The organism is Paraburkholderia sp. SECH4 (assembly GCF_030511745.1).
Taxonomy (GTDB): Bacteria; Pseudomonadota; Gammaproteobacteria; order Burkholderiales; family Burkholderiaceae; genus Paraburkholderia; species Paraburkholderia madseniana.
Genome location: NZ_JALOCP010000017.1, coordinates 24,706 through 45,426, shown reverse-complemented (window position 1 = coordinate 45,426; position 20,721 = coordinate 24,706). Strand labels below are relative to the sequence as shown.

At 60.6% G+C, this 20,721-nt stretch carries 20 protein-coding genes; 15 read left to right on the top strand and 5 right to left on the bottom strand.

Annotated features, from left to right (window positions below; genetic code table 11):
* The first annotated feature begins 7 nt into the window (after positions 1 to 7).
* The 8 genes from M0D67_RS22270 (at position 8) to M0D67_RS22235 (ending at position 7,445) form a co-directional block, all read left to right on the top strand.
* Positions 8 to 1,114 (top strand): 4-oxalomesaconate tautomerase, encoded by a 1,107-nt coding sequence (locus tag M0D67_RS22270; RefSeq protein ID WP_266239665.1) that lies wholly within the window; start codon positions 8 to 10, stop codon positions 1,112 to 1,114.
* A 576-nt stretch (positions 1,115 to 1,690) separates the two neighbouring features.
* The gene (locus tag M0D67_RS22265; RefSeq protein ID WP_172309250.1) at positions 1,691 to 1,888 is read left to right on the top strand and encodes a hypothetical protein; all 198 of its coding nucleotides are present in this window, start codon (positions 1,691 to 1,693) and stop codon (positions 1,886 to 1,888) included.
* 104 nt (positions 1,889 to 1,992) lie between these two features.
* A complete protein-coding gene (locus M0D67_RS22260; RefSeq protein ID WP_266239664.1) occupies positions 1,993 to 2,562 on the top strand; it encodes a phasin family protein in 570 nt (189 codons plus the stop codon).
* A 148-nt stretch (positions 2,563 to 2,710) separates the two neighbouring features.
* Positions 2,711 to 2,869, top strand: coding sequence for a hypothetical protein (locus M0D67_RS22255; RefSeq protein ID WP_166618145.1), 159 nt, complete (start codon positions 2,711 to 2,713; stop codon positions 2,867 to 2,869).
* A gap of 280 nt (positions 2,870 to 3,149) precedes the next feature.
* Entirely contained in the window at positions 3,150 to 4,163 is a 1,014-nt protein-coding gene (locus tag M0D67_RS22250; protein ID WP_266239663.1) for an ABC transporter substrate-binding protein, read from the top strand.
* Between the two features lie 101 nt (positions 4,164 to 4,264).
* Positions 4,265 to 4,396 carry a hypothetical protein gene (locus tag M0D67_RS22245; protein WP_266239662.1) on the top strand — a complete coding sequence of 44 codons (132 nt, stop codon included), beginning with the start codon at positions 4,265 to 4,267 and terminating at the stop codon, positions 4,394 to 4,396.
* Between the two features lie 189 nt (positions 4,397 to 4,585).
* Positions 4,586 to 5,716, top strand: coding sequence for a porin (locus M0D67_RS22240; RefSeq protein ID WP_233464743.1), 1,131 nt, complete (start codon positions 4,586 to 4,588; stop codon positions 5,714 to 5,716).
* Positions 5,717 to 5,825: 109 nt separating this feature from the next.
* Positions 5,826 to 7,445: a methyl-accepting chemotaxis protein gene (locus M0D67_RS22235; protein ID WP_266239661.1), complete on the top strand. Its 1,620-nt coding sequence runs from the start codon at positions 5,826 to 5,828 to the stop codon at positions 7,443 to 7,445.
* Positions 7,446 to 7,755: 310 nt separating this feature from the next.
* Here M0D67_RS22235 and M0D67_RS22230 read toward each other — a convergent pair whose 3' ends face one another.
* Together M0D67_RS22230 and M0D67_RS22225 are read right to left on the bottom strand one after the other, a co-directional pair.
* Positions 7,756 to 8,112 carry a hypothetical protein gene (locus tag M0D67_RS22230; protein ID WP_266239660.1) on the bottom strand — a complete coding sequence of 119 codons (357 nt, stop codon included), beginning with the start codon at positions 8,110 to 8,112 and terminating at the stop codon, positions 7,756 to 7,758.
* An 87-nt stretch (positions 8,113 to 8,199) separates the two neighbouring features.
* Positions 8,200 to 9,447 (bottom strand): LysR substrate-binding domain-containing protein, encoded by a 1,248-nt coding sequence (locus M0D67_RS22225; RefSeq protein ID WP_266239659.1) that lies wholly within the window; start codon positions 9,445 to 9,447, stop codon positions 8,200 to 8,202.
* Between the two features lie 468 nt (positions 9,448 to 9,915).
* On the opposite strand from M0D67_RS22225, the gene M0D67_RS22220 reads away from it, so the two are divergent.
* The 7 genes from M0D67_RS22220 (at position 9,916) to M0D67_RS22190 (ending at position 16,251) form a co-directional block, all read left to right on the top strand.
* Entirely contained in the window at positions 9,916 to 10,761 is an 846-nt protein-coding gene (locus M0D67_RS22220) for a gallate dioxygenase (protein WP_200652869.1), read from the top strand.
* Complete coding sequence (locus tag M0D67_RS22215; protein WP_266239658.1) at positions 10,758 to 11,117, top strand: protocatechuate 3,4-dioxygenase; 360 nt, start codon at positions 10,758 to 10,760, stop codon at positions 11,115 to 11,117. Before M0D67_RS22220 ends, M0D67_RS22215 begins: the two co-directional genes overlap by 4 nt.
* 113 nt (positions 11,118 to 11,230) lie before the next feature.
* Positions 11,231 to 12,574, top strand: coding sequence for an MFS transporter (locus M0D67_RS22210; protein WP_266239657.1), 1,344 nt, complete (start codon positions 11,231 to 11,233; stop codon positions 12,572 to 12,574).
* Between the two features lie 89 nt (positions 12,575 to 12,663).
* The gene (locus tag M0D67_RS22205; protein ID WP_266239656.1) at positions 12,664 to 13,206 is read left to right on the top strand and encodes a hypothetical protein; all 543 of its coding nucleotides are present in this window, start codon (positions 12,664 to 12,666) and stop codon (positions 13,204 to 13,206) included.
* An 80-nt stretch (positions 13,207 to 13,286) separates the two neighbouring features.
* Positions 13,287 to 14,507, top strand: coding sequence for a porin (locus tag M0D67_RS22200; RefSeq protein ID WP_266239655.1), 1,221 nt, complete (start codon positions 13,287 to 13,289; stop codon positions 14,505 to 14,507).
* Positions 14,508 to 14,702: 195 nt separating this feature from the next.
* Positions 14,703 to 15,251 carry a carboxymuconolactone decarboxylase family protein gene (locus tag M0D67_RS22195; protein ID WP_266239654.1) on the top strand — a complete coding sequence of 183 codons (549 nt, stop codon included), beginning with the start codon at positions 14,703 to 14,705 and terminating at the stop codon, positions 15,249 to 15,251.
* 142 nt (positions 15,252 to 15,393) lie between these two features.
* On the top strand, positions 15,394 to 16,251 hold the full coding sequence (locus M0D67_RS22190; RefSeq protein ID WP_266239653.1) for a helix-turn-helix domain-containing protein: 858 nt from the start codon (positions 15,394 to 15,396) through the stop codon (positions 16,249 to 16,251).
* A 135-nt stretch (positions 16,252 to 16,386) separates the two neighbouring features.
* On the opposite strand, the gene M0D67_RS22185 is transcribed toward M0D67_RS22190, so the two are convergent.
* From M0D67_RS22185 to M0D67_RS22175, 3 genes are read right to left on the bottom strand one after another with little or no spacing between them, the layout of a single operon-like run.
* Positions 16,387 to 17,754 carry a cytochrome c gene (locus M0D67_RS22185; protein WP_266239652.1) on the bottom strand — a complete coding sequence of 456 codons (1,368 nt, stop codon included), beginning with the start codon at positions 17,752 to 17,754 and terminating at the stop codon, positions 16,387 to 16,389.
* On the bottom strand, positions 17,751 to 19,529 hold the full coding sequence (locus tag M0D67_RS22180; RefSeq protein ID WP_266239651.1) for a GMC family oxidoreductase: 1,779 nt from the start codon (positions 19,527 to 19,529) through the stop codon (positions 17,751 to 17,753). The genes M0D67_RS22185 and M0D67_RS22180 overlap by 4 nt, the downstream gene beginning before the upstream one ends.
* Positions 19,529 to 20,260: a gluconate 2-dehydrogenase subunit 3 family protein gene (locus M0D67_RS22175; protein WP_266239650.1), complete on the bottom strand. Its 732-nt coding sequence runs from the start codon at positions 20,258 to 20,260 to the stop codon at positions 19,529 to 19,531. The genes M0D67_RS22180 and M0D67_RS22175 overlap by 1 nt, the downstream gene beginning before the upstream one ends.
* Positions 20,261 to 20,721: the final 461 nt, after the last annotated feature.

Below are 20,721 nucleotides of genomic sequence, written 5' to 3'. Positions count from 1 at the left end.
CGAGGTCATGCCCAGTCGCGCACAAACGCGTATTCCGTGCATGATGATGCGCGGCGGCACGTCGAAAGGCGCCTATTTCATGGCGTCGGATTTGCCGGCCGATCTCGCTGAGCGAGATCGTGTTCTGCTTGCCGTGATGGGTTCGCCTGATCCGCGTCAGATCGACGGTATCGGCGGCGCCGATCCGTTGACGAGCAAGGTGGCGATCATCTCGCCCTCCACACGCGACGATGCCGACGTCGACTATCTGTTTGCACAAGTCGTCGTGAACGAGGCGCGGGTCGATCTCGGACAGAACTGCGGCAACATTCTCGCGGGCGTCGGCCCGTTTGCGATCGAACGCGGTCTCGTGGATGCGCGCGATGGCAGCACACGGGTCGCGATTCACATGGTCAACACCGGGCAGATTGCGGTGGCGACGGTCAGCACGCCGGGACGCCAGGTCACCTACGAAGGCGATGCCCGCATTGACGGCGTGCCAGGCCTCGCAGCGCCGATTCCGCTCGAGTTCCGGGACACGGCTGGTTCCACCTGCGGCACGCTGCTGCCTACGGGGCATCTCAAGGATACGGTCGACGGTATCGACGTGACGTGCATCGACAACGGCATGCCCCTCGTGCTCATGCGAGCGCGCGATCTCGGGCGAACCGGCTACGAAACGCGCGAGCAACTCGACGCGGATGAAGAACTGAAAGCGCGCATCGAAAAGATCCGGCTTGCGGTGGGACCGATGATGAATCTCGGCGATGTGGGCGCGCGCACGGTCCCGAAGATGTGTCTGGTGGCGGCGCCTCGCCAGGGCGGCACGATCAGTACGCGCAGCTTTATTCCGCATCGCTGCCACGCGTCGATCGGTGTACTCGGTGCGGTGAGCGTGGCCACGGCCGCGGTGCTGCCGGGTACGGTCTGCGAGGGCCTGGTCGATGTGGACGCTGACGGCATGCGAAAACGCGTGTCGGTGGAGCACCCGACAGGCGAGTTTACGGTGGAACTCGTTCTCGGCGGAAGCCCCGGCCAGCCTGAAGTGCTGAGCGCGGCGCTGTTGCGCACAGCGAGGTGGCTATTCGACGGAGCAGTCGGCATTCCTTCGGCAGTCTGGCCGGCACGGACCTGAGCGGACTTCAGGCGAATCGCCTCCGTTGGTTTCTGCGCGGTTAGCGGTATTGCGGGTTGTGGAGTTCAACCCGATAAATAAGTCAGAGGCCTTCGCGCTGATTGAAATTCTGGCTATTTTTAAAATTGATGCGCGCTGTAATAAATATTTCGCAATGTCGCGGTATGGATGGTCGCCGCGATAAAGTGCCGGTCTATAAATACAATATTCAAATATAAACAGACTCCATGAAGTCAAGGTGAATCGATATTGTTAATTAAGCCTTCGATTCAAACATTGGAGTGTTGACCGGATCAACCTATCGGCCATGCCAGGCCAGTATCCACGGGGGTGGGGCGGTGTTGTCGGGAGCAAGGCGCGACCACGCGATGCGGAAGTATTCAACAGACAAAACAGCCGCTTTGATAAAACGCATCCCGCATATTGCATTTGAAAATTGAGCGGTTATGATGGCGTCTCCCCGATGCGATTTCTCGAACGATCGCTTTGCGGAGACGGCAGGAATATTTGCCGGGCATTCACGCTGGAGGGGTAATTAATGCTTCCCGTGCAGATAGACTAAATCGAGGAGACGATATGCTGAGTCCCCATGAATTCGCTACCTTAATGCTCATCAAGAACGCGCCGGATCAGATCGAACTGGGCCGCGCCGAGCTCGACGCCCTGCTCGAGCGGCAACTCATATCACTGGAAAACCTCGCGTCAGGACGTTCGCGTCCCCGGATCACAAGCGAAGGCGATTCCATTCTCAAGGCGGTTGCCCGGATGCGCTAGGCATCTGCGACACCCACTTCGATTTATTCACCATCGCGATCCGCCGCATCACACCCGTCCGATCGGGGCTTCGCGCGCCGGACCGAATTTTGAGGAATTCAATCATGGCTCTATTGAGTCCCGAGCAGGTTGCTGCACAGAAGGCCAACGTCGACGCGTTCTTCGGGGTGGCCGGAAAGATCTTTGAAGGCGTCGAAAAACTGGTCGCGCTGAACCTGCAGGCCGTCAGGGCCACGCTGGCCGAGACGCAGGAAAACATGGCGAAGGCGTCCGGCACGACGGAGCCGCCGCAATGGTTCTCGCTGCAAGCCGGTTTCACCGGACCCTTCGCGGAAAAATCGCTGTCATACGGCAAGCAAGTGTTCGAGATCGCATCGACCACTCAGGCTGAAGTTACGCAACTCGCACAGACGCACTACGAGCGGTACAACGATCGCGTGCAGGCACTCGTCGAAGAAGCGGCGAAGCATGCTCCCACTGGCTCCGAAGCAGCGATCGCCGCGTGGAAATCCGCGATTGCCGCCACCACGACCCTGTATGAAACGCTGCAGAAAACGGGGCAGCAGGCCGTGCATGCCGTCGAGAGTAATTTTGATGCAGTCACAGCCACGGCATCGAAGGCAGTGCGCAGCAACTCAGAGCAGGCTCCCGTAGCCGCGGGCGCGAAGCGATAGAACTGACGCGGGCAGCAATGCCCGTGTTGAGGTCTCTGGCCCATATGAAGGATTGCTTATGGATGCTGGGATCACGAATTCCAGTGTCCAATTCGTGGACTGAAAGTGGTGTGGTCACCTGTTCGCTAGTTCTGCAATGGAGGTCGCGATGAGTGAAGCAGTGGGAATCGTTATGGGTTCGTTCGTGCTGGCGATGGCACCTGTGTTCGTCGCCGCTCATTATTACCGGGAGCAGATGCGTCGCAAGCGGCTTAGACATCTGGATCACCGCCACTACTGGCCCCACTGGAGCAAAGCCCGGCATTGAGCTTTCGCGCTCGCCCGGCTGTTGTTGCCGTACCTGGGGGCTGCTGCGTTCCAAGGCGCAGCAGGCACCTCTGGATTCTGCCGGATCGCTCGATCCGCAGAATTCTCCAAGCCAAGGCTCCACCGCCCTGGCTTTTTTTTTTGGTGCTCGTCTCTCATGGAAATCCCGTACGGATCCTCGGTCTCCGTGTAAGCAGCGAGAAGGATTCGGCCCCCTAGAATCGCCTCATCGATGCAGACGGGCGGCATTCCGCCGCACCGGACAATAACGGAGACTATCGATGACCCCTAGCTTTCGCACGCTGCGCCATATCGCCGTTGCTTCCGGCCTGCTGTTCAGTCTTGCGTCGCAGCAAGCGATAGCCGCCGGCGGCGAGAAGATCACGATCATGGTCGGCGGTATCACGAAGTTGATCTATTTGCCGGCGCGCCTGACCGAACAGCTCGGCTATTTCAAAGATGAAGGGCTCGATGTCGAGCTTCTGTCGCAGCCAGCGGGCGTTGACGCTGAAAACGAACTGCTGGCCGGCGCCGTTCAGGCCGTCGTCGGTTTCTATGACCATACGATCGATCTGCAAACCAAGGGCAAGGACGTCAAGGCGATCGTCGTGTTCGGGCAGGTGCCGGGCGAGGTCGAAATGGTATCGACCAAAGCGGCCGAAACGGTCAAATCGATGTCGGACGTGAAGGGCAAGACGCTGGGTGTGACTGGCCTCGGTTCTTCAACAAGCTTCCTCACGCAATACCTCGCCGGACAGCACGGCATCCAGTCCACGGAATACACGATGCTGCCGGTGGGCGCTGACGCCAGCTTTATCGCGGCGATCAAACAAGGTCGCATCGACGCCGGCATGACGACCGAGCCGACCGTCTCGGCCTTGCAGAAGTCCGGCGACGCGAAGGTGCTTGTCGACATGCGTTCGGTCGAAGGTACGAAGGCGGCGTTGGGCGGCACCTACCCGGCGTCGAGCCTCTATGTCCAGGCGGCATGGGTCGATTCCCACAAGGCGGAAGCAGCAAAGCTTGCGCACGCGTTCGTTCGCACGATGCAATTCATCAGCACGCATAGCGCGGAAGAAATTGCAGCCAAAATGCCTGACGACTATCAGAAAGACAAACAGCTTTACGTGAGCGCGTTGAAAGCGTCGCTGCCCATGTTTACGAAGGACGGCAAGATGCCGGCCGACGGTCCCGAGACCGTGCTGAAGGTGCTGTCGGCGTTCAACCCGTCGGTCAAAGGCAAGCATATCGAGCTGGCGAAAACCTACACCAACGAGTTCACCGGTTCGAAATAAGCCGGCGCTTGCCGGTCGCTGCTGCCTGTCTGTTGCAGCGCAATTTCGTTGCGCCGCCGGCGCCGCCTTCGCGGTGCCGGCGACTTGCACGGCTTTACCTGATGAATCACGTTGTTTCAAAAGACGCGCCGGTGATCGAGTTCGACGCCGGTGGCGTGCCGCTTTATTTCTCCGAACGGCCTGCCACGCTAAAGCGGGTCGGCACCATCCCGTGCAGCATCGATACCGCGTAGCGAACGCCGAATTAGCGACGTATATCAGTGAATTCACTTAGTTGTGCAGGTGATACGGGAAAGCTGCGTGAAGGATTGAGAAAACTAGGATTGCGCTCATCGGCAGTCGGGGCCGTTGTCCGGATATTCGGACGGCAGTCACCGCAGTCGACGAGAACGAAAATTTCAACGTTGTAATCAGAGGAGACGATCGTGAAGAAAAAGTATCTGGCTTTGGCCGTTACGGCAGGCGCTTTCGCCGCAACCGGTGCGCACGCACAGTCGAGCGTCCAGCTTTACGGCCTGATGGACCTGAGCTTTCCCACCTATCGGACGCACGCGGATGCGAACGGCAATCATGTCATTGGTATGGGCAACGACGGCGAACCGTGGTTCAGCGGCAGCCGCTGGGGCCTGAAGGGCGCGGAAGACATCGGTGGTGGAACGAAGGTCATTTTCCGCCTTGAGAGCGAATTCGTTGTCGCCAACGGCCAGATGGAAGATCCGGGCCAGATCTTCGACCGTGACGCATGGGTGGGTATCGAGAACGACACGTTCGGCAAGATCACGGCAGGTTTCCAGAACACGATCGCGCGCGACGCATCGACGATCTATGGCGACCCGTACGGCTCGGCGCGCCTGACGACGGAAGAGGGCGGCTGGACCAATTCGAATAACTTCAAGCAGATGATTTTCTACGCGGCCAGCGCGACCGGCACACGTTATAACAATGGCGTGGCATGGAAGAAACTGTTCAGCAATGGCATTTTCGCCAGCGCGGGCTACGCATTCGGCAACTCCACGAGTTTCGGCTCCAACTCCAACTACCAGGCAGCGCTCGGGTACAACGGTGGAGTGTTCGACGTGTCTGGCTTCTATAGCCATGTCAATCGCGTTGGCTTTACAAACCAGACGTTCTCAGTGGGCGGCAACTACACGTTCGGTATTCTGCGCGCCAATGCGGGTTACTTCCGTTACCTGGGCAATCAGGGCGCGCTCGGTCAGCGTCAGGACAATGCGTGGACGGCGTCGCTCAAGCTGTCGCCCAAGGGTCCGTTCGACTACGAACTCGGTTATCAGCAAATGCGCGTGCACAACGCCGCTTACAACGTCGACGGCGATATTCCGAACGCGAACATCGGCGCTTTCGATCCGACGTCAGGCCTCCACAACGGTTTCAAGGAAACGCTGTACTGGTCGGCGTTCTATCACCTGTCCAAGCGTACTGAAGTGTATCTGGCCGGCGACTACATGAAGCTGCATGGCGGCTACACCGTCGGATCCACCTTCGGTGCGACCAACCAGCTCGAACTGACCACGGGCGTGCGCACTCGCTTCTGATCCGGGAATCAGATTCGCGCTGATTCATTCATCGATGTGCTCCTACTAGCGGCGGCGGACTTATCCACCCGCCGCTTTTTTTTGGCTCACCGGGTCGAGGAAGACAGCCATGTTCAGAAATACCAGTATCCGGACCGCTCTGACCATCACGATTGCCGGCTACACGGCCGCGTTGATGCTTGTGATCGGAACGTCGATTGCGGGCCTGGAAACGGCCAATACAGCGCTCGACAGGATGTACAGCGAAGAGACGGCTGCGCTGCGACACCTTGGCGCCAGCAGCGAAGCGCTTCTGCAGGTGCGAGTCGATCTCGGTGCGTACGAGACGCTCGTCGCGCAGGGAAAGCCAACCGATGCGGTGCTCGCGCGAGTGCATGCGGAGCAGACGAGTAGTGATCGCGAGCTGGCGGCCTATGCTGCGCAACCGCCGTCGAATGAGGTTGAGAGGAAGCTGACCGACGCGCTGCGTGTGAAGCGCGAGCTATTGATGAAACAGGCGCTTGGCCCCGAAGTCGCGGCACTCGACCAGAACGATTTCATGTCGTTCCGGACGACGCAACGGCAGGCGCCTGACACACTGTTTAGCGACTACCGGAACGCCGCGCGCGCGCTGGAGGATTTTCAGGCAGAGCAGCAAAAAGCGCGCTTTGCATCGGCACAGCAGCATTTTTATATGTTGCTCTGGCTCTTTGGAGCAATCGGGTCCGCTGCAATGATCCTCGGCCTTGTCGCGCGATCCGCGTTGACGAATTCGATCGTGCGGCCTATCGATGCCGCTATTCGCCATTTCGAGCGCATTGCTGCTGGTGATCTGGCCAGTGAGATCGCAACGCTGCGCGTCAACGAAATGGGACGATTGATGACCGCACTCGGCCGGATGCAGGCGGGGCTCGTTGCGGCCGTGAGCCAGGTGCGGCAGGGAACGGCGGCGATTACGCACGGCGTGGGCGAGATCGCGAGCGGCAATGCGGACCTGTCGACGCGTACGGAGCAGCAGGCGGCGACGCTGGAGAAGACCGCATCGAGCATGGAAGAGTTGACGGCGACGGTCCGGCAAAATGCCGATAACGCGCGGCAGGCCAGTGCGCTCGCGGAAAATGCATCGGAGATCGCGGCACGTGGCGGCGAGGTTGTTGGCCAGGTTGTCGACCTGATCGCGGACATGTCGTCGAGTTCAAAGCGGATCGTCGATATCATCGGCGCGATCGAGGGCATCGCGTTCCAGACCAACATACTCGCTTTGAATGCGGCCGTCGAAGCTGCACGTGCCGGCGAGGAGGGACGCGGATTCGCGGTGGTCGCGGGAGAAGTGCGCGCGCTCGCGCAACGTTCGGCGGCCGCCGCGAAGGAGATCAGGGAACTGATCGGCGATTCAGTTGCGAAGGTGAGGAACGGCGCCGAACTGGCAACGCGCGCGGGCGAAACCATGGCCGAAATCGTCACGGCGGCCCGCAACGTGACGGGTATCGTCAGCGAGATCAGTGCTGCTTCCGAAGGGCAATCGCACGGTATTGATCAGATCAATACCGCGATGACGCAGATGGACAACGCGACGCAACAGAACGCCGCGCTAGTCGAGCAAGCCGCCGCTGCTGCGGCATCGCTGGAAGATCAGGCTCGTGCGCTCGTCGATGCGGTGGCCGTGTTCAGGCTGCGCGAAACAGACAAGCTGTCCGCCCCACGAACCCAGCGGACAGAACTGGAATCAGATAGCACGGTTTTCGCATGACACCCATCGCCGCAGGCCGGCTCTATGACGGTCGAACCGGCCTGTGTGCAACCTGCCACCCCGACCGGAGGTCCAAGAAGTAGCGTATGCGGTAGATGCGAGGAGGTGTGCGATGAACGGTCGAGCAGTATTCCGGTGCATTTGCGCCGCTTTACTCACGTGCAGCTTTCTCGCAGGTCTCGCCGGATGCGATGCGCTACGCGGTCCACCGGCGGCGGAATGGCCAGGACCTCACGCCCCCTATCCTTTCCCGAACGATGTTCCGCATCGTACCGAATGAGCTGCACGAACTCCGTCGTCCCACTCAGCGTCAACTGATGGCCCCGCACGTGACGTTCGGCGCAGTGTACGGTGATGGATACTCAGACGTGGGGCCGCTGAGCAGGCGCAGTCGCTGAGTCGCCAATACGTCGGCTTCCGTCGTTTCGCGTCGGGTGAGCGTGGTACCGGTGTCGCGCACGGCGCTCAAGGGCTCGTTCACAGCACAGCTCAGCGTTTTGCCGTCGGAAAGATGCACCGTCGTCGAATAGGCGTAACCCGGCTGCGCGGCCTGGCTATCGGCAGTCCAGAACGCGGCGACCGCGAATAGTGCTAACAAAAAAGGTTGGCTTTTCATATTGCTTCCGTTGTCTTGATCGTCACTATTCGACCAAGGCGGCAGCAGCATATTCTGGCTATCTTTGTAATTCTGAATTCCAGTTTCCAGTGACTATGGCGCGTTAAGGCTCGTTGTGAAAGCCCCTGTACGCAGCGACTAATTCGCGGCGATGCTGATCGTGCGCGTGACATCGACAACCGAAAGCCTGATCGCGTCGATCAACGCACGCGCCGCAGGTGAGGGCGTGCCGGCTGCCCGCATGGTCAGTCCTATGTCGCGCCGGGTGTTGTACAACTGCACGTCGAGCATCGCCAGTTGACCAGACTGAACTTCGTAGTGCAGTTGCTGGCCCGATAATGCCGCGACCATGTCCGTGCCGAGCAGCAGCCCACGAATCACCGCAAGGTCTGCTGTCTCGACCGTGGGCATCGGCGGCTTCACTTTCATTCGCTTGAATTGCGCTTCGAACAGTGAGCGAGCCGGCGCATTGCTGCGTGGCACGATCCACTGCGCGTCGCGCAAATCCATGATGCTCAGATCGCGCGCGCGAGTGAGCGCGTGATCGCGGCGCACCAGAACGACCATATCTTCCGACATCAGGCGCTCGTTCTTCAGACCGCTGCTGGCGTCGTTATCGCGCAGCGCGCCGAGAATGAAGTCGATATCGCCCGCGCGCAGGCCGGCGACCAGCGCCTCATAGGCGCTTTCGTCAGTGACGACTCTCACGCCCGGATGCTGCGCGGTCATCCGCGCAATCGCCTTGGGCAGGAGCAACGTGCGCCCGAGCGGTAATGCGCCCACTGTCACTGCGCCTTGAATCTTGCCGTGCAGGGCGGCGATATCGTCGGGCACATGCCGCAATTCGTTCAATGCGCGGCGCACGTGAAGCAGAAACGTTTCGCCCTCCGTGGTGAGCAGGATGCCGCGCGGGCTGCGATGGAACAGACTCAAACCGGCGCCGCTTTCCAGCACCCGGATCGCTGTGCTCACGGCCGGCTGACTGATGCCGAAGGTCTTCGCCGCGCTCGGCATGTGCCGATGACGCGCCAATGCGATGAATAGCTGAAGCCGCCGGGTGTTGAGCAGATAGGCCGGCAGCGCGCCTTCTGCTGTTGGCCGCCGGCGTGCCTGCCTCGCCGAGCACCACTGCGCGAGTTCTTCCAGTTCGGCGAAGATCCGCTCGCAACGCTGCAGCACGGCGCGGCCAACGGGCGTCGGCAGCATGCCGGAGGGGCCGCGATCGAAGAGGGCCTCGCCGAGTGCCGACTCCAGTTCCTGCACGGAACGCGTCACAGCCGACTGGGCGCGAAATAGCGCCGCTGCCGCACGCGTGGCGCTACCCATCTCGGCAACGAGTCTGAATGCTCGCAATTGCGCGAGGTTGAGGAGTTCTTTGCTGCTCACGGATGGTGGCGTTCTGGCTGGCGGATGTTCAACGTGTCCGCGATCGTGTGCTGGGTGATCTGGTTCATGGGTATCTACTCATTCGAGGCCATCAAGTATAGCGACGCATCACGTCCCGTACCACGCTTGCCAGACGGCTTGCGACTTCGTTTCCCGGGCATCTGTTTTGTTTATCGCATGTGGATAGTCAGGAGGCGAGGCCGGGGCTCGGCACGCTCGTCAGCGATGCCCCAAACCCCCTATCCGGTGGGGCTTTCAGCGCTTATCCGTGCGCCGGTCACTGGCATTCAGGGCGCTTGCGAGCAATTTAACCGGTGCGAATGTGGTTTACCCGTACTTTCGGCAAGCCTGCATGATCTTTATGGTCGCACCATCAAGATGGTTGCAATGGCTGCCACCCCGGTAGCGGCGACCCATCCGATTGGCGCTGGTTGGCGCGCGGCACGAAGCAACGGAAGACAACGGGATATGGCAAGGATCATTGGTGGAATCGGCACATCGCATGTGCCCACTATCGGCATGGCGTACGACAAGGGCAAGCAGAACGATCCCGCATGGGCGCCGCTCTTTAAAGGCTACGAACCGGTGGCCGATTGGCTCGCCGAGCGCAAGCCGGACGTAATGGTGATGTTCTACAACGACCACGCGAACAGCTTCTTCTTCGATTGCTATCCGACCTTCGCGCTAGGTGTATCGGCCAATCACGAGTTCGCTGACGAGGGCGCCGGCAAGCGCCCGCTGCCGGACATTGCCGGTCATCCCGATCTGGCGATCCACATTGCGGAGCAGCTCGTCAACGACGAGTTCGATCTCACGATTTTCCAGGATCGTGCACTCGATCACGGATGCAATTCCCCGCTTTCGCTGATGTTGCCGCACGACGGCGGCTGGCCGATGTCGCTCGTGCCGATGGAAGTCAACGTGCTGCAATATCCGCTGCCCACCGCGAACCGCTGCTACCGTCTCGGTCAGGCGCTGCGCCGCGCGATCGAGTCGTTCGAGCAGGATCTGGATGTCGTGGTGGTCGGCACCGGCGGGTTGTCGCACCAGGTCCACGGCGAGCGAAGCGGCTTCAACAATACTGATTGGGACATCGAGTTCCTCGATCTGATCGTGCATGAGCCGCAGCGTCTCGCCGCGATGAAGCATGTCGACTATGTGCGCCTTGGAGGCGCGGAGAGCGTCGAGACGATCATGTGGCTCGCGATGCGCGGCGCGCTCGGGCCGAAGGTCCGTGAACTGCATCGCAGCTATTACCTTGCGACGAGCACCGCGATGGCCGTGACCCTCTACGAAGAAGAGGTGATGCAATGAACCCGCAACTGATCGGTATCGAGGAATTGAAGGGCACGTATCCGTTCGATATCCGCCAGAGTATGAAAGCGATGCGCCTGAACCGTTTCTTCTGGCAGATGCGGGAAGCGCCGGCTCGCACGCTGTGGCTGGAGAACCGGACCGCTGCGTACGACGTGGCCAGCCTGACGGCGGACGAGCGCGCGCTCGTCGACAACACGGACTGGATCGGGCTGATTCGATATGGCGTGTGTTTCTTCGTTCTCGAGAAATTTGCGCGCGTGGTGAAGATCACGAATCTCGGCATGTACGCCAGCATGCGAGGCGAAACGCTCGAGGCGTTTCTGAAAACGCGCAGGGTGCCGGAAGCCGTCTAAGGCGACTCGGCCCTGCGCCGCATCTTTTTTTAGCGGTTTTTCATTTCAATACCAAGAAGACCCCGGCTTCGACAGAACGCCGGGGCGGGAAACTGTTTTCTTCGGAGACACGCATGAAATCTGCAGACTCAGTCGACATCAAGGCGTTTATCGACGCACGCAAGATGTCGGCGTACCAATGGCTGGTCCTCGTTCTATGTTTTCTGATCGTCATGATGGACGGGCTGGACACGGCCGTGATGGGTTTTGTCGCGCCCGTCATCATGCATGACTGGAACGTCAGCCGGGCCGCCTTCGGTCCCGTGATGAGCGCCGCGATGGTAGGCCTCGCGATCGGTGCGCTGGCGGCAGGGCCGATTGCCGATCGCATCGGGCGCAAGAAAGTGTTGATTGCCTCCGTGCTCTGCTTCGGCTTCTTCAGCCTGACCTGCGCATTCGCCGACTCACCCATGGAACTCGTTGCGCTGCGCTTTCTGACGGGCCTGGGTCTCGGCGCCGCGATGCCGAACTCGACCACGCTGCTCTCCGAATACGTACCGTCACGCAGTCGCTCGCTGTTGCTCACGATCATGTTCACTGGCTTCAACTTCGGTTCGGGGGCCGGCGGATTCGTGGCGGCTTCGCTGATTCCGCACTTCGGCTGGCGCGCGGTGTTCATGTTCGGCGGCATCTTGCCGATCCTCAGTGTTCCCTTGCTGTTGTGGCTGCTGCCTGAGTCAGCGCGTTTGATGCTGGTGCGCAAAATGTCGACCGAACGCATCGCGACAACGCTCGGCCGCGTCTGCGGACATGTCTTCGGTCAAGACGTGCGCTTCACCGCGCCCGAACCGGTGGTCGCTGCGAAGGCGCCGGTGCGGATGCTGTTCGCGGACGGCTACGCATTCAGCACGCTGATGCTTTGGCTCACGTACTTCATGGGCCTGCTGATCATCTATCTGCTCACTGGCTGGCTGCCCACGTTGATCAAGGATGCCGGCTTGCCGGTCGAGCGTGCCGCCGCGATCACCGGCATGTTCCAGTTGGGCGGCACCGTGGGCGCCGTTGCGGTCGGCTTCGCGATGGACCGCATGGATCGCAACGCGGTGATCGGTGCGGCATATCTGTTCGGTGGCGTGTTCATCTTCGCGCTGGGCATGGGCACGCTCAAGTCGAACCTGCTGCCGGTTCTCGTTACCTGTGCCGGCTTTTTCATGAGCGGCGCGCAGACCGGTCTCAATGCACTTGCCCCGAGCTGTTATCCGACTCGTGCCCGCGCAACCGGCGTGAGCTGGATGCTTGGGTTCGGCCGGCTCGGCGGCATTCTGGGCTCGCTCGTGGGTGGCGCGTTGCTGTCGCTGGGATTCAGTTTCGAAACCGTATTCGCGGTGCTCGCTGTGCCTGCGCTGATCGCTGCTGCGGCGATCGTCATGAACCGTCTCGCGCTGCGCTTTATCACGAGTCCCGTGGCCGACGCCTGAACGCGTTTCCAGCGGCGGGCCCACGCAAGGGCGTGTTGGCTGCTGTGTGCACGGCAGCCCTAACCAGAAGTTATTGAAGGAGAGCAGACATGAGTGGCGATTTGAGCGTGAGCGGAAGTGGGCTCAACAAGGGTGAGACGGCCAATGTGACGGAATGGCCGAACCGCATGGCCATGATTCGCGCGGGCGTGATCGGCGGATTGGTCGGCGCCGTGATCATCTGGATTTACGAAGCACTCGTCTGGGTAGGGGCGCAGCACTTGATGCCGTTGGCGGGCATTCCACGCAACGCGACGGGGCTGGTGTTCGGCAAGCAGGTGCAGGAGTCGCTCGGTGTGTGGGCTTATATCGTCGGCACGGGTATTCACTTCGTGTTCGCGTCGGCGTGGGGCGTTCTGTTCGCGGCAATCTGGCCTTACTTTCGCCGGCGCGGATACGAAGCCACTTTCGTGGCGCTGTTTTACGCGGTTTTTGCGTGGATCGCGATGCATGTGGCAATCATGATCGCCTCCGATAACCATCCGAACTACTACGACCCGGCTGTGATCATCGGTGGCTTCATGTCCCATATCTTCTTCACGGTCCCCTTAGCCTTGACGGTAAAGCGACTGCTGCAGCCGCAAGGGCGATAGAACAAAGTGTTTGGCGAACCTCGAGTGTCAATGCCGATTGAGACAATTTCAATAACACGTATGATTTGGAGATCTGGAGAATGAGTAAAAGTATCAGACGAGTAGACGTTGTGCTGTTGGGAGCAGCGATCGCGGCTTGCGTGCCGGCTTTCGCGCAAAACAGCGTCACGTTATACGGTATCGTCGACAACGGCTTTTCTTATACGAACAATCTGACGTCGCTCGGCTCCACTAGCGGAGGAAAATCGGCCGTCAAGATGACGCAGGGTGTATTTGCGGGCAGCCGCTTCGGCCTCAAGGGCGCGGAAGACCTGGGTGGCAACACAAAAGCGATCTTCCAACTCGAGTCCGGCTTCAATTCGGCAACCGGTGCCCAGCAATACACCAACGCGATGTTCGGCCGGCAGGCGTGGGTCGGCCTGACCAACCCGACGTACGGTACCTTCACGGCGGGCCGCCAGTACGCTTCGTACTACCAGTTGCTCTCACCGTATAGCCCGACCACATGGATCACCGGCTACTACGGCGCGCATCCTGGCGATATCGACGGCCTCGACACGATCTACCGTGCGAACAACACGCTGGAGTACACGTCGCCGAAGCTCTATGGCCTGACGGTGAGCGGCTCGTATTCGCTGGGCGGCGTGGCGGGCAGCACGAACCAGGGCTCGACCTGGGCGACCGCGGTGCAGTATGCGATGGGGCCGGTCGGCCTCGCAGTCGGCTTCTCGCGAATCAACAATTCGACCGCGGGCGGCGGCTCATGGGGCGCGGATTCGACCACCACGAACGGCGGCTCGCAGATCGGCGTATCCGCGTTGACGAACGGCTATCAGACTGCGCAGGCGCAACAGCGTTTCGCGGTGGGTGGCGGCTATAAGTTCAATGGCGCGTGGGATATCACGGCGACCTATTCGAACGTCCAGTACATTCCGGGCAGTGGCTCGAAGTTCCACGATACGGCGATCTTCAATACGGCTGGTACGGTCTTGCACTGGAAACCGGCCGTTGCGTGGGATTTTGGCGCGGGGTACAGCTATACCCGTGCTACACGCGCGAACGGCATTCAGGACAATGCGCAATACCACCAGTTCAATCTCTCCGAGTACTACGCATTGTCCAAGCGCACGGGTTTCTATGCGTTGGAGGCTTATCAGAAGGCGAAGGGCAAGACGCTGGGCACCAACGGCGCCGGGCAGATCATCGACGCCACGGCAACACTCGGCGATGGGTATAACAGTGCGCCGTCTTCCTCAGGCAGTCAGTTGGCGGTGGGTGTGGGTATTATTCACCGGTTCTGATTGGTAGTTTTTTGCGGTGAGAAAGGCCGGGGGCAGTTCAGACCCGGCTTTTTGCTTTTCGTGAACGCTTGCATGGCCGCGTGCCGGTTACCGAAACCTATTACATCCGAGGTAATTGGCGGACCGCACACTCACGCCTAATCTTCGGTCATCGCGCAACTCATCCCGAGCGGCGCTTACGATCGAGGACATACCATGTCGACGTTTCACATTCACACGATTGAATCCGCGCCCGAACAATCCAGGCCGGTGCTTCGGCAGCTTGAGCAAAACTTCGGCCTTATCCCCAACATCGCGGGCGCGATGGCTGAATCGCCGGTGCTGATCGACGGTTTCATCGGTATTTTCCAGAAGGTTCATGCGGGTACTTTCACGGAAGCGCAGATACAGACGCTGTTGCTGACTAACGCAGTGACCAACGCGTGTACGTGGGCGGTTGCGTTTCACACCGCGCTCGCACTGAAAGAGGGCCTTTCACCCGCCGATTTCGAAGCGATTCGCGATGGCCGCGCACCTGCCGATCGCAAGCATGCCGCGTTGTCGACCTTGACGAAAACAGCGATCGAAAAGCGCGGACACCTGGACGATAAGGACGTGGACCCGTTTATCGAGGCCGGCTTCCGTCAGGACCAGGTGCTCGAGGTCCTCACGGTGCTGGCTGCTTCCACTATCACGAACTACGCCGGCAACATCACAAAGCCGCCGCTCGAAGCGCCGTTCCAGGAATATGTCTGGACCGCATAGGTCGCGTCTGGAAGGGTTGGTCGGCAACTGGGAGTATGCTGACCGGCGCGGTTCGAACGACCGATTGGCGCCGGACGTCCACGATGCTCCGGCGCCATCGATCACCGAACCTGATCTGTATCGACTAGCGGACCACAGACCGATGAATCCTGCGAATCCCGGAAGGAAGACGCCACCGAATGAACTCGGCGCGTTGTTGCGTCACTGGAGAGACATGCGCGGCATCAGCCAGTTGGACTTGTCGTTCAACGCGGGTGTCTCGCAGCGTCACATCAGCTTTATCGAAAGCGGACGCAGCGTGCCGAGCCGTCAGATGCTGATGGATATCGCTCAGACGCTCGACATTCCTCTGCGCGAACGCAACACGTTGCTATTGGAAGCGGGCTATGCGCCGATGTATGCCGATGGCACCTGGAACGCACAGGAAATGCAGAGTGTCACGAAAGCACTTGGGAGAATGTTGCGTCAGCACGAGCCGTTTCCCGCACTCGTTATGGACCGCTACTGGAACGTGCTGATGACCAACGAATCCGCGCCGCGCTTTTTCAATTGCTTCATCGATATGGCTGCGCGCAAGGGGCCGCGCAACATGCTGCATCTGATTTTCGATCCGGATGGAATGCGTCCGTTCGTTGCCGATTGGCAAGCGGTGTCGAATAGCCTGATTCAGCGTGTCTATCGGGAATCGGTCGGTCGCGTGGTCGACGAACAGACGCACGAGTTGCTTGCCGCGCTGCGTGCCTATCCGGATGTGCAGCCTGATTTGAAGGCTTCGCAGCGCACCGTGGAAACCGGGACCGCTGCTGCGGCCATGCCGGTGATCCCAATCGGTTTCGTCAAGGGCGGCAAGGTCCTGAATTACTTTTCAATGGTCGCAACCGTGGGCACGCCGCAAGCCGTCGCGGCACAGGAGCTGCGTATCGAATGCATGTTCCCCGCAGACGACGAGACGGAAGCGCGTCATCTTGAGATGCTCGACGCGGTCCAGCAACAGCAGTGAGCGGCAGAGGCAAGCGAATCGCTACTGCCGCTTCGCCTCATGACCAACGGAGCAGATTGCGTGAAGGGGAGAAGCGGCTTGCGCAACCCTTGTCGTCACTCGCCCTGATTGCGGGCGAGTTGCAAGGGCGCGATGTTAGTGGCTTAGTGCCGCGGCAGGTGGCATTTCGGGCGCATGCACCGTGACGGTCTTGCGGACCTTGGCGACATCTGCCGCGCTGACTGTCGAACCGGTGTTGCCCCAACTGTTGCGCACGAAGTTCGTGACGTCGGCGACTTCCTGATCGTTCAGCCGCCAGCCGAAGGCCGGCATCGTGAACGAAGACGGCGCGGTCTTCGTGCCTTCGAGCGTATTGCCGGTCAGCAGGACGTGAATCAGCGAGGTCGCGTCCTTGCCCTGCACGACTGGATTACCGCCCAGTGCCGGGAACACGCGCGTGTAGCCGCGGCCGTCACTGCGGTGGCAGGCGGTGCAGTTGTCGCGGTATACGGCGGCTCCTGGCGTTGTGGCGTCGCCGGTGCGCAGAGCGCGAGCCGCCGTATCGTTGTACACGTACGGCGTTTCCTTCGGATCGGTCGACGGCAGCGTCTTCAGGTAACGCGCAATCGCCGTCAAGTCGGCGTCGTTCATGTGCTGCATGCTGTGCTGCACGACGTCGGTCATGCCGCCGAATGCCGCGCTGTGCTGCGTGCGTCCGGCCTTCAGGAATCGCACGATATCGGCCTCGCTCCACGAACCGATGCCGGTGCGTGGATTGCTGCGCAGGCTCAACGGGACCCAGCCGTCGATCGCCGCGCCGCCTGCGAGAAACTCGGAGCCGTCGAGATCGCTCAACGCGCGTTCCTGCATCGTCACCGCACGCGGCGTGTGGCAGGCGCCGCAGTGGCCGAGGCCTTGCACGAGATAGGCACCGCGTGCGATCACCGGATCGGCATAGTGCTTCGAATCGAACGCCACGGGATCAGGCGCGAACAGATAACGCCAGATACCGAGCGGCCAGCGCATCGACAGCGGCCAGACGATATCGACTGCACGGTTCGCCTGGTTCACCGGCGCGACGCCTTGCGTGAAGTACGCATACAGCGCGTGCATGTCGTCATTGCTCAGGCGAGCATACGAGGGGTATGGCATCGCCGGATACAGCGTGTCGCCGTTAGGGCGCACGCCGGCACGCACCGCGCGATCGAACTGCGCGAAGGTCCATGAGCCGATGCCGGTGTTGCGATCGGGCGTGATGTTGGTCGAGTAGATCGCACCGATCGGCGTGTCGAACTTCAGGCCGCCCGCGAAGGGTTTGCCCGATTGCGCTGTGTGACAAGCAATGCAGTCACCCGCACGCGCGAGGTATTCGCCGTGCGCGCTCAACGCCGCGTCGGATTGAGTTGGGAGCGTTGTGGCTTGCGCGGCGAGCGGAACGGACAACGTAGCCGCGATGCAGAACGACGCTGCGCGCACGCGTCTGAATGCCTGACCCAGGCGTTTCACATCGATGTTTTTCTTCATACGCTCACCAGCGGGCCGGGGTTCTTCAGATACTGCTCGCGGATCGCGCGCGCCGACCAGTAGGCGAGCGCCGCGACGAGGCCGGTCGGGTTGTAGCCGATGCCTTGCGGGAACGCCGACGCGCCCATCACGAACACGTTGTGCACGTCCCAGCTTTGCAGGTAGCGGTTCAACACGCTCGTCTTCGGATCGGTGCCCATGATCGCGCCACCGACGAGGTGAGTCGTCTGATAGCGGCGCGAATCGAAGTGCGCGCCGAATTCACGCGTATAGACGCCGATGGACTTCGGCCCCATCTGCTGCGCGATCTTGTGCATCTGCCCGGTCACGTATTGCGCCATCTTGATGTCGTTGTCCTTCCAGTCGAAGGTCATGCGCAACAGCGGCTGGCCGTAGGAGTCGCGATAGGTCGGATCGAGATCGAGGAACACGTCGCGATACGACATGTTGGAGCCATGCGCGTCCATCGAAATGGTGTGTGCGTAGTGGTCCTTTACCGACTTCTTCCAGTCCACGCCCCAGTTGGGCGTGCCGGCCGGTGTCGCGATGCCGCTGATCGGTTTGGTGCCCGCCTGATTCACCCACAACGGCGAGCCGCCGACAAAGCCAAGCGGACCATGATCGAAGTTGTCGGCATTGAAGTCGTCGACGGCGACGCCGTTGCCGCCCGCGCCGATGAACGGATTGGTGAAGGTGTCCTTGTCGAAGAACGCGGTGATCGTCGAGAGGTTCTGATACGCGAAATTGCGGCCAACCACGCCTTCGCCCGAGATCGGGTCATACGGCTTGCCGATGCCCGAGAGCAGAAGCAGGTGAACGTTGTGATACTGGAACGCCGCGACGATCACGAGATCCGCAGGCTGAAACACTTCGTTGCCCGCCGGATCGACGTACGTGACGCCCTTGGCGCGCTTTTTCGTATCGTCGAGTTCGACGCGCAGCACGTGGCAACGCGAGCGCAGTTCGAAGTTTGGCGACTGCTTCAGCGCCGGCAGGATGTTCAGATTGGGCGACGCCTTCGAGTACATGTAGCACGCGTAGCCGCTGCAGAATCCGCAGAAGTTGCACGGTCCCATCTGCACGCCGTACGGGTTCGTGTACGGACCCGACGTATTCGCCGAAGGCAGGCGGTACGGGTGCAGTCCGAGTTCGCGCGCGGCCTTGCCGAAGCGTTCGGCCGAGTAGGTGTTCAACTGCGCGGGGAGCGGGAAGTTGTCGCTGCGCGGCGCGTCGAACACGTTACCGTCGCCGACCACCTTGCCGTTGACCTTATAAGCCTGGCCCGAGGTGCCGAACACTTTCTCGGCGAAGTCGAAATGCGGTTCGAGTTCGTCGTAGCTGACGCCGTAATCCTGAATCGTCATCCCGTCAGGAATGAAGCGCTTGCCGTAGCGTTCTTCATAGTGGCTCTTCAGACGCAGCTCTTCCGGAGTGATGCGGAAATGCACGCCTGACCAATGCAAGCCGGCGCCGCCGACGCCTTCGCCCGGCAGAAACGCGGCAAGCTGCCGATAAGGCAGGGCGGTGTCGCCGACGTTATGACGGATCGATACGGTGGTCTTGGAGAGGTCGAGGAACAGCTTCTTGCGGACGTTGTAGGTCAGCTCGTCGATCGTGTTCGGATACGCGCCGTCCGGATAGGTGTCGCGATACTCGCCGCGTTCGAGCGCGACCACTTTGAGGCCGGCCTCGGTGAGTTCCTTCGCGAGGATCGCACCGGTCCAGCCGAAGCCGACGATGACCGCGTCGACGTGCGGTTTGGTTTGTGTGGTCATCAGGTGCGCTTTCCTTCAATCGACACGGGGCCATACGGATAGGCCTGACCGTTCTGGTTGACGAAGTCCATGAAATCGGCGCGCGCGCCGGGGAAGCCGATCATCTTCCAGCCGCCCATGTCGCGATTGCCGCCGTGGATCGGGTCGCAGAAATAGCCTTCGCGGGTGTTTTGCAGCAACTGGCCGAAGAAGACGCCGGCCGGGACGTCCGCGAGATCGATCTTTTCTGTCTCCAGCGCGGCGAGCACGGTGTCGCGTGTGGGTGCGTCGAGGGCGTCGAACGGATGCGAGTAGGTCTTCGTGCAGTAGGCGTTGACCGCCGCGATGCCGAGCCGGTACAGATCGCGTGGCACGAGCTTCAACTGATAGCCGAGTTCCGGCGCGCCTTGCATGAATGGGCCCTGCATGTACCAGAGCGCGCCGTGCGCATACGGCGTGTCCATCTGCCGGTCGATGAACTCGGGCACGCCGGCTTCGACCGCGCCCGGGCCTTCGCTGTCCGATGGAATCAGGCGATCGACCGCCGCGTGGATGAACGCCCATTCCTTCGCGTCGAAGAAATGCGGCTTGTAGTCGGCACCGGAGGGCTGGCCCGCGGAGGCGGTGCCGCTCGCGCCCTGAGCAGTCGTGGCGGATTGCTTGACTTCACAGCCGGCGAGGGTCCCGGCGGGAACCAGCGCAACGGCCGTGCGTAAGAAGCCGCGGCGGGAGGTGAGGGGAGATTGAGCCATATTGTTCTTTATCGCGAGATGGGGGCGCGCCGTGGTGTGCACGGACGGTCTTCGGATTTCGGCGCCATAGTAAATGGAACCGGTTCCAATGTGTCTCTACTTTTTTACAATAAGCTGTTTCATGAAGTGATTAAATTTCCTTTTGAAGGAAATATGTCTTGTAAATCATAGGTGTTTTTAAGCCTGTGTGGCCTGTGGGCGGGGCGGACGGAGCGATGTGAAACTGACGCAAAAAAGCGACGTTTTTGCGCAGGCATCGCAATGAGCGGCCGTTCGAGCGGACGTGGTTTACCCGCGCTTACAGCACGCTGACGATGGCGAGCGGTCGCCGGTCGGGCCTGAGACGGCCATACGGGGCACGTGAATCCCGCTATATCTTCCAGCCGTATTGCGCCGACTCCGGCGCGAGAATACTTTTCGCCTGCCGCAAACGCGCGAAAACAGACGAAGCCTACAAATTG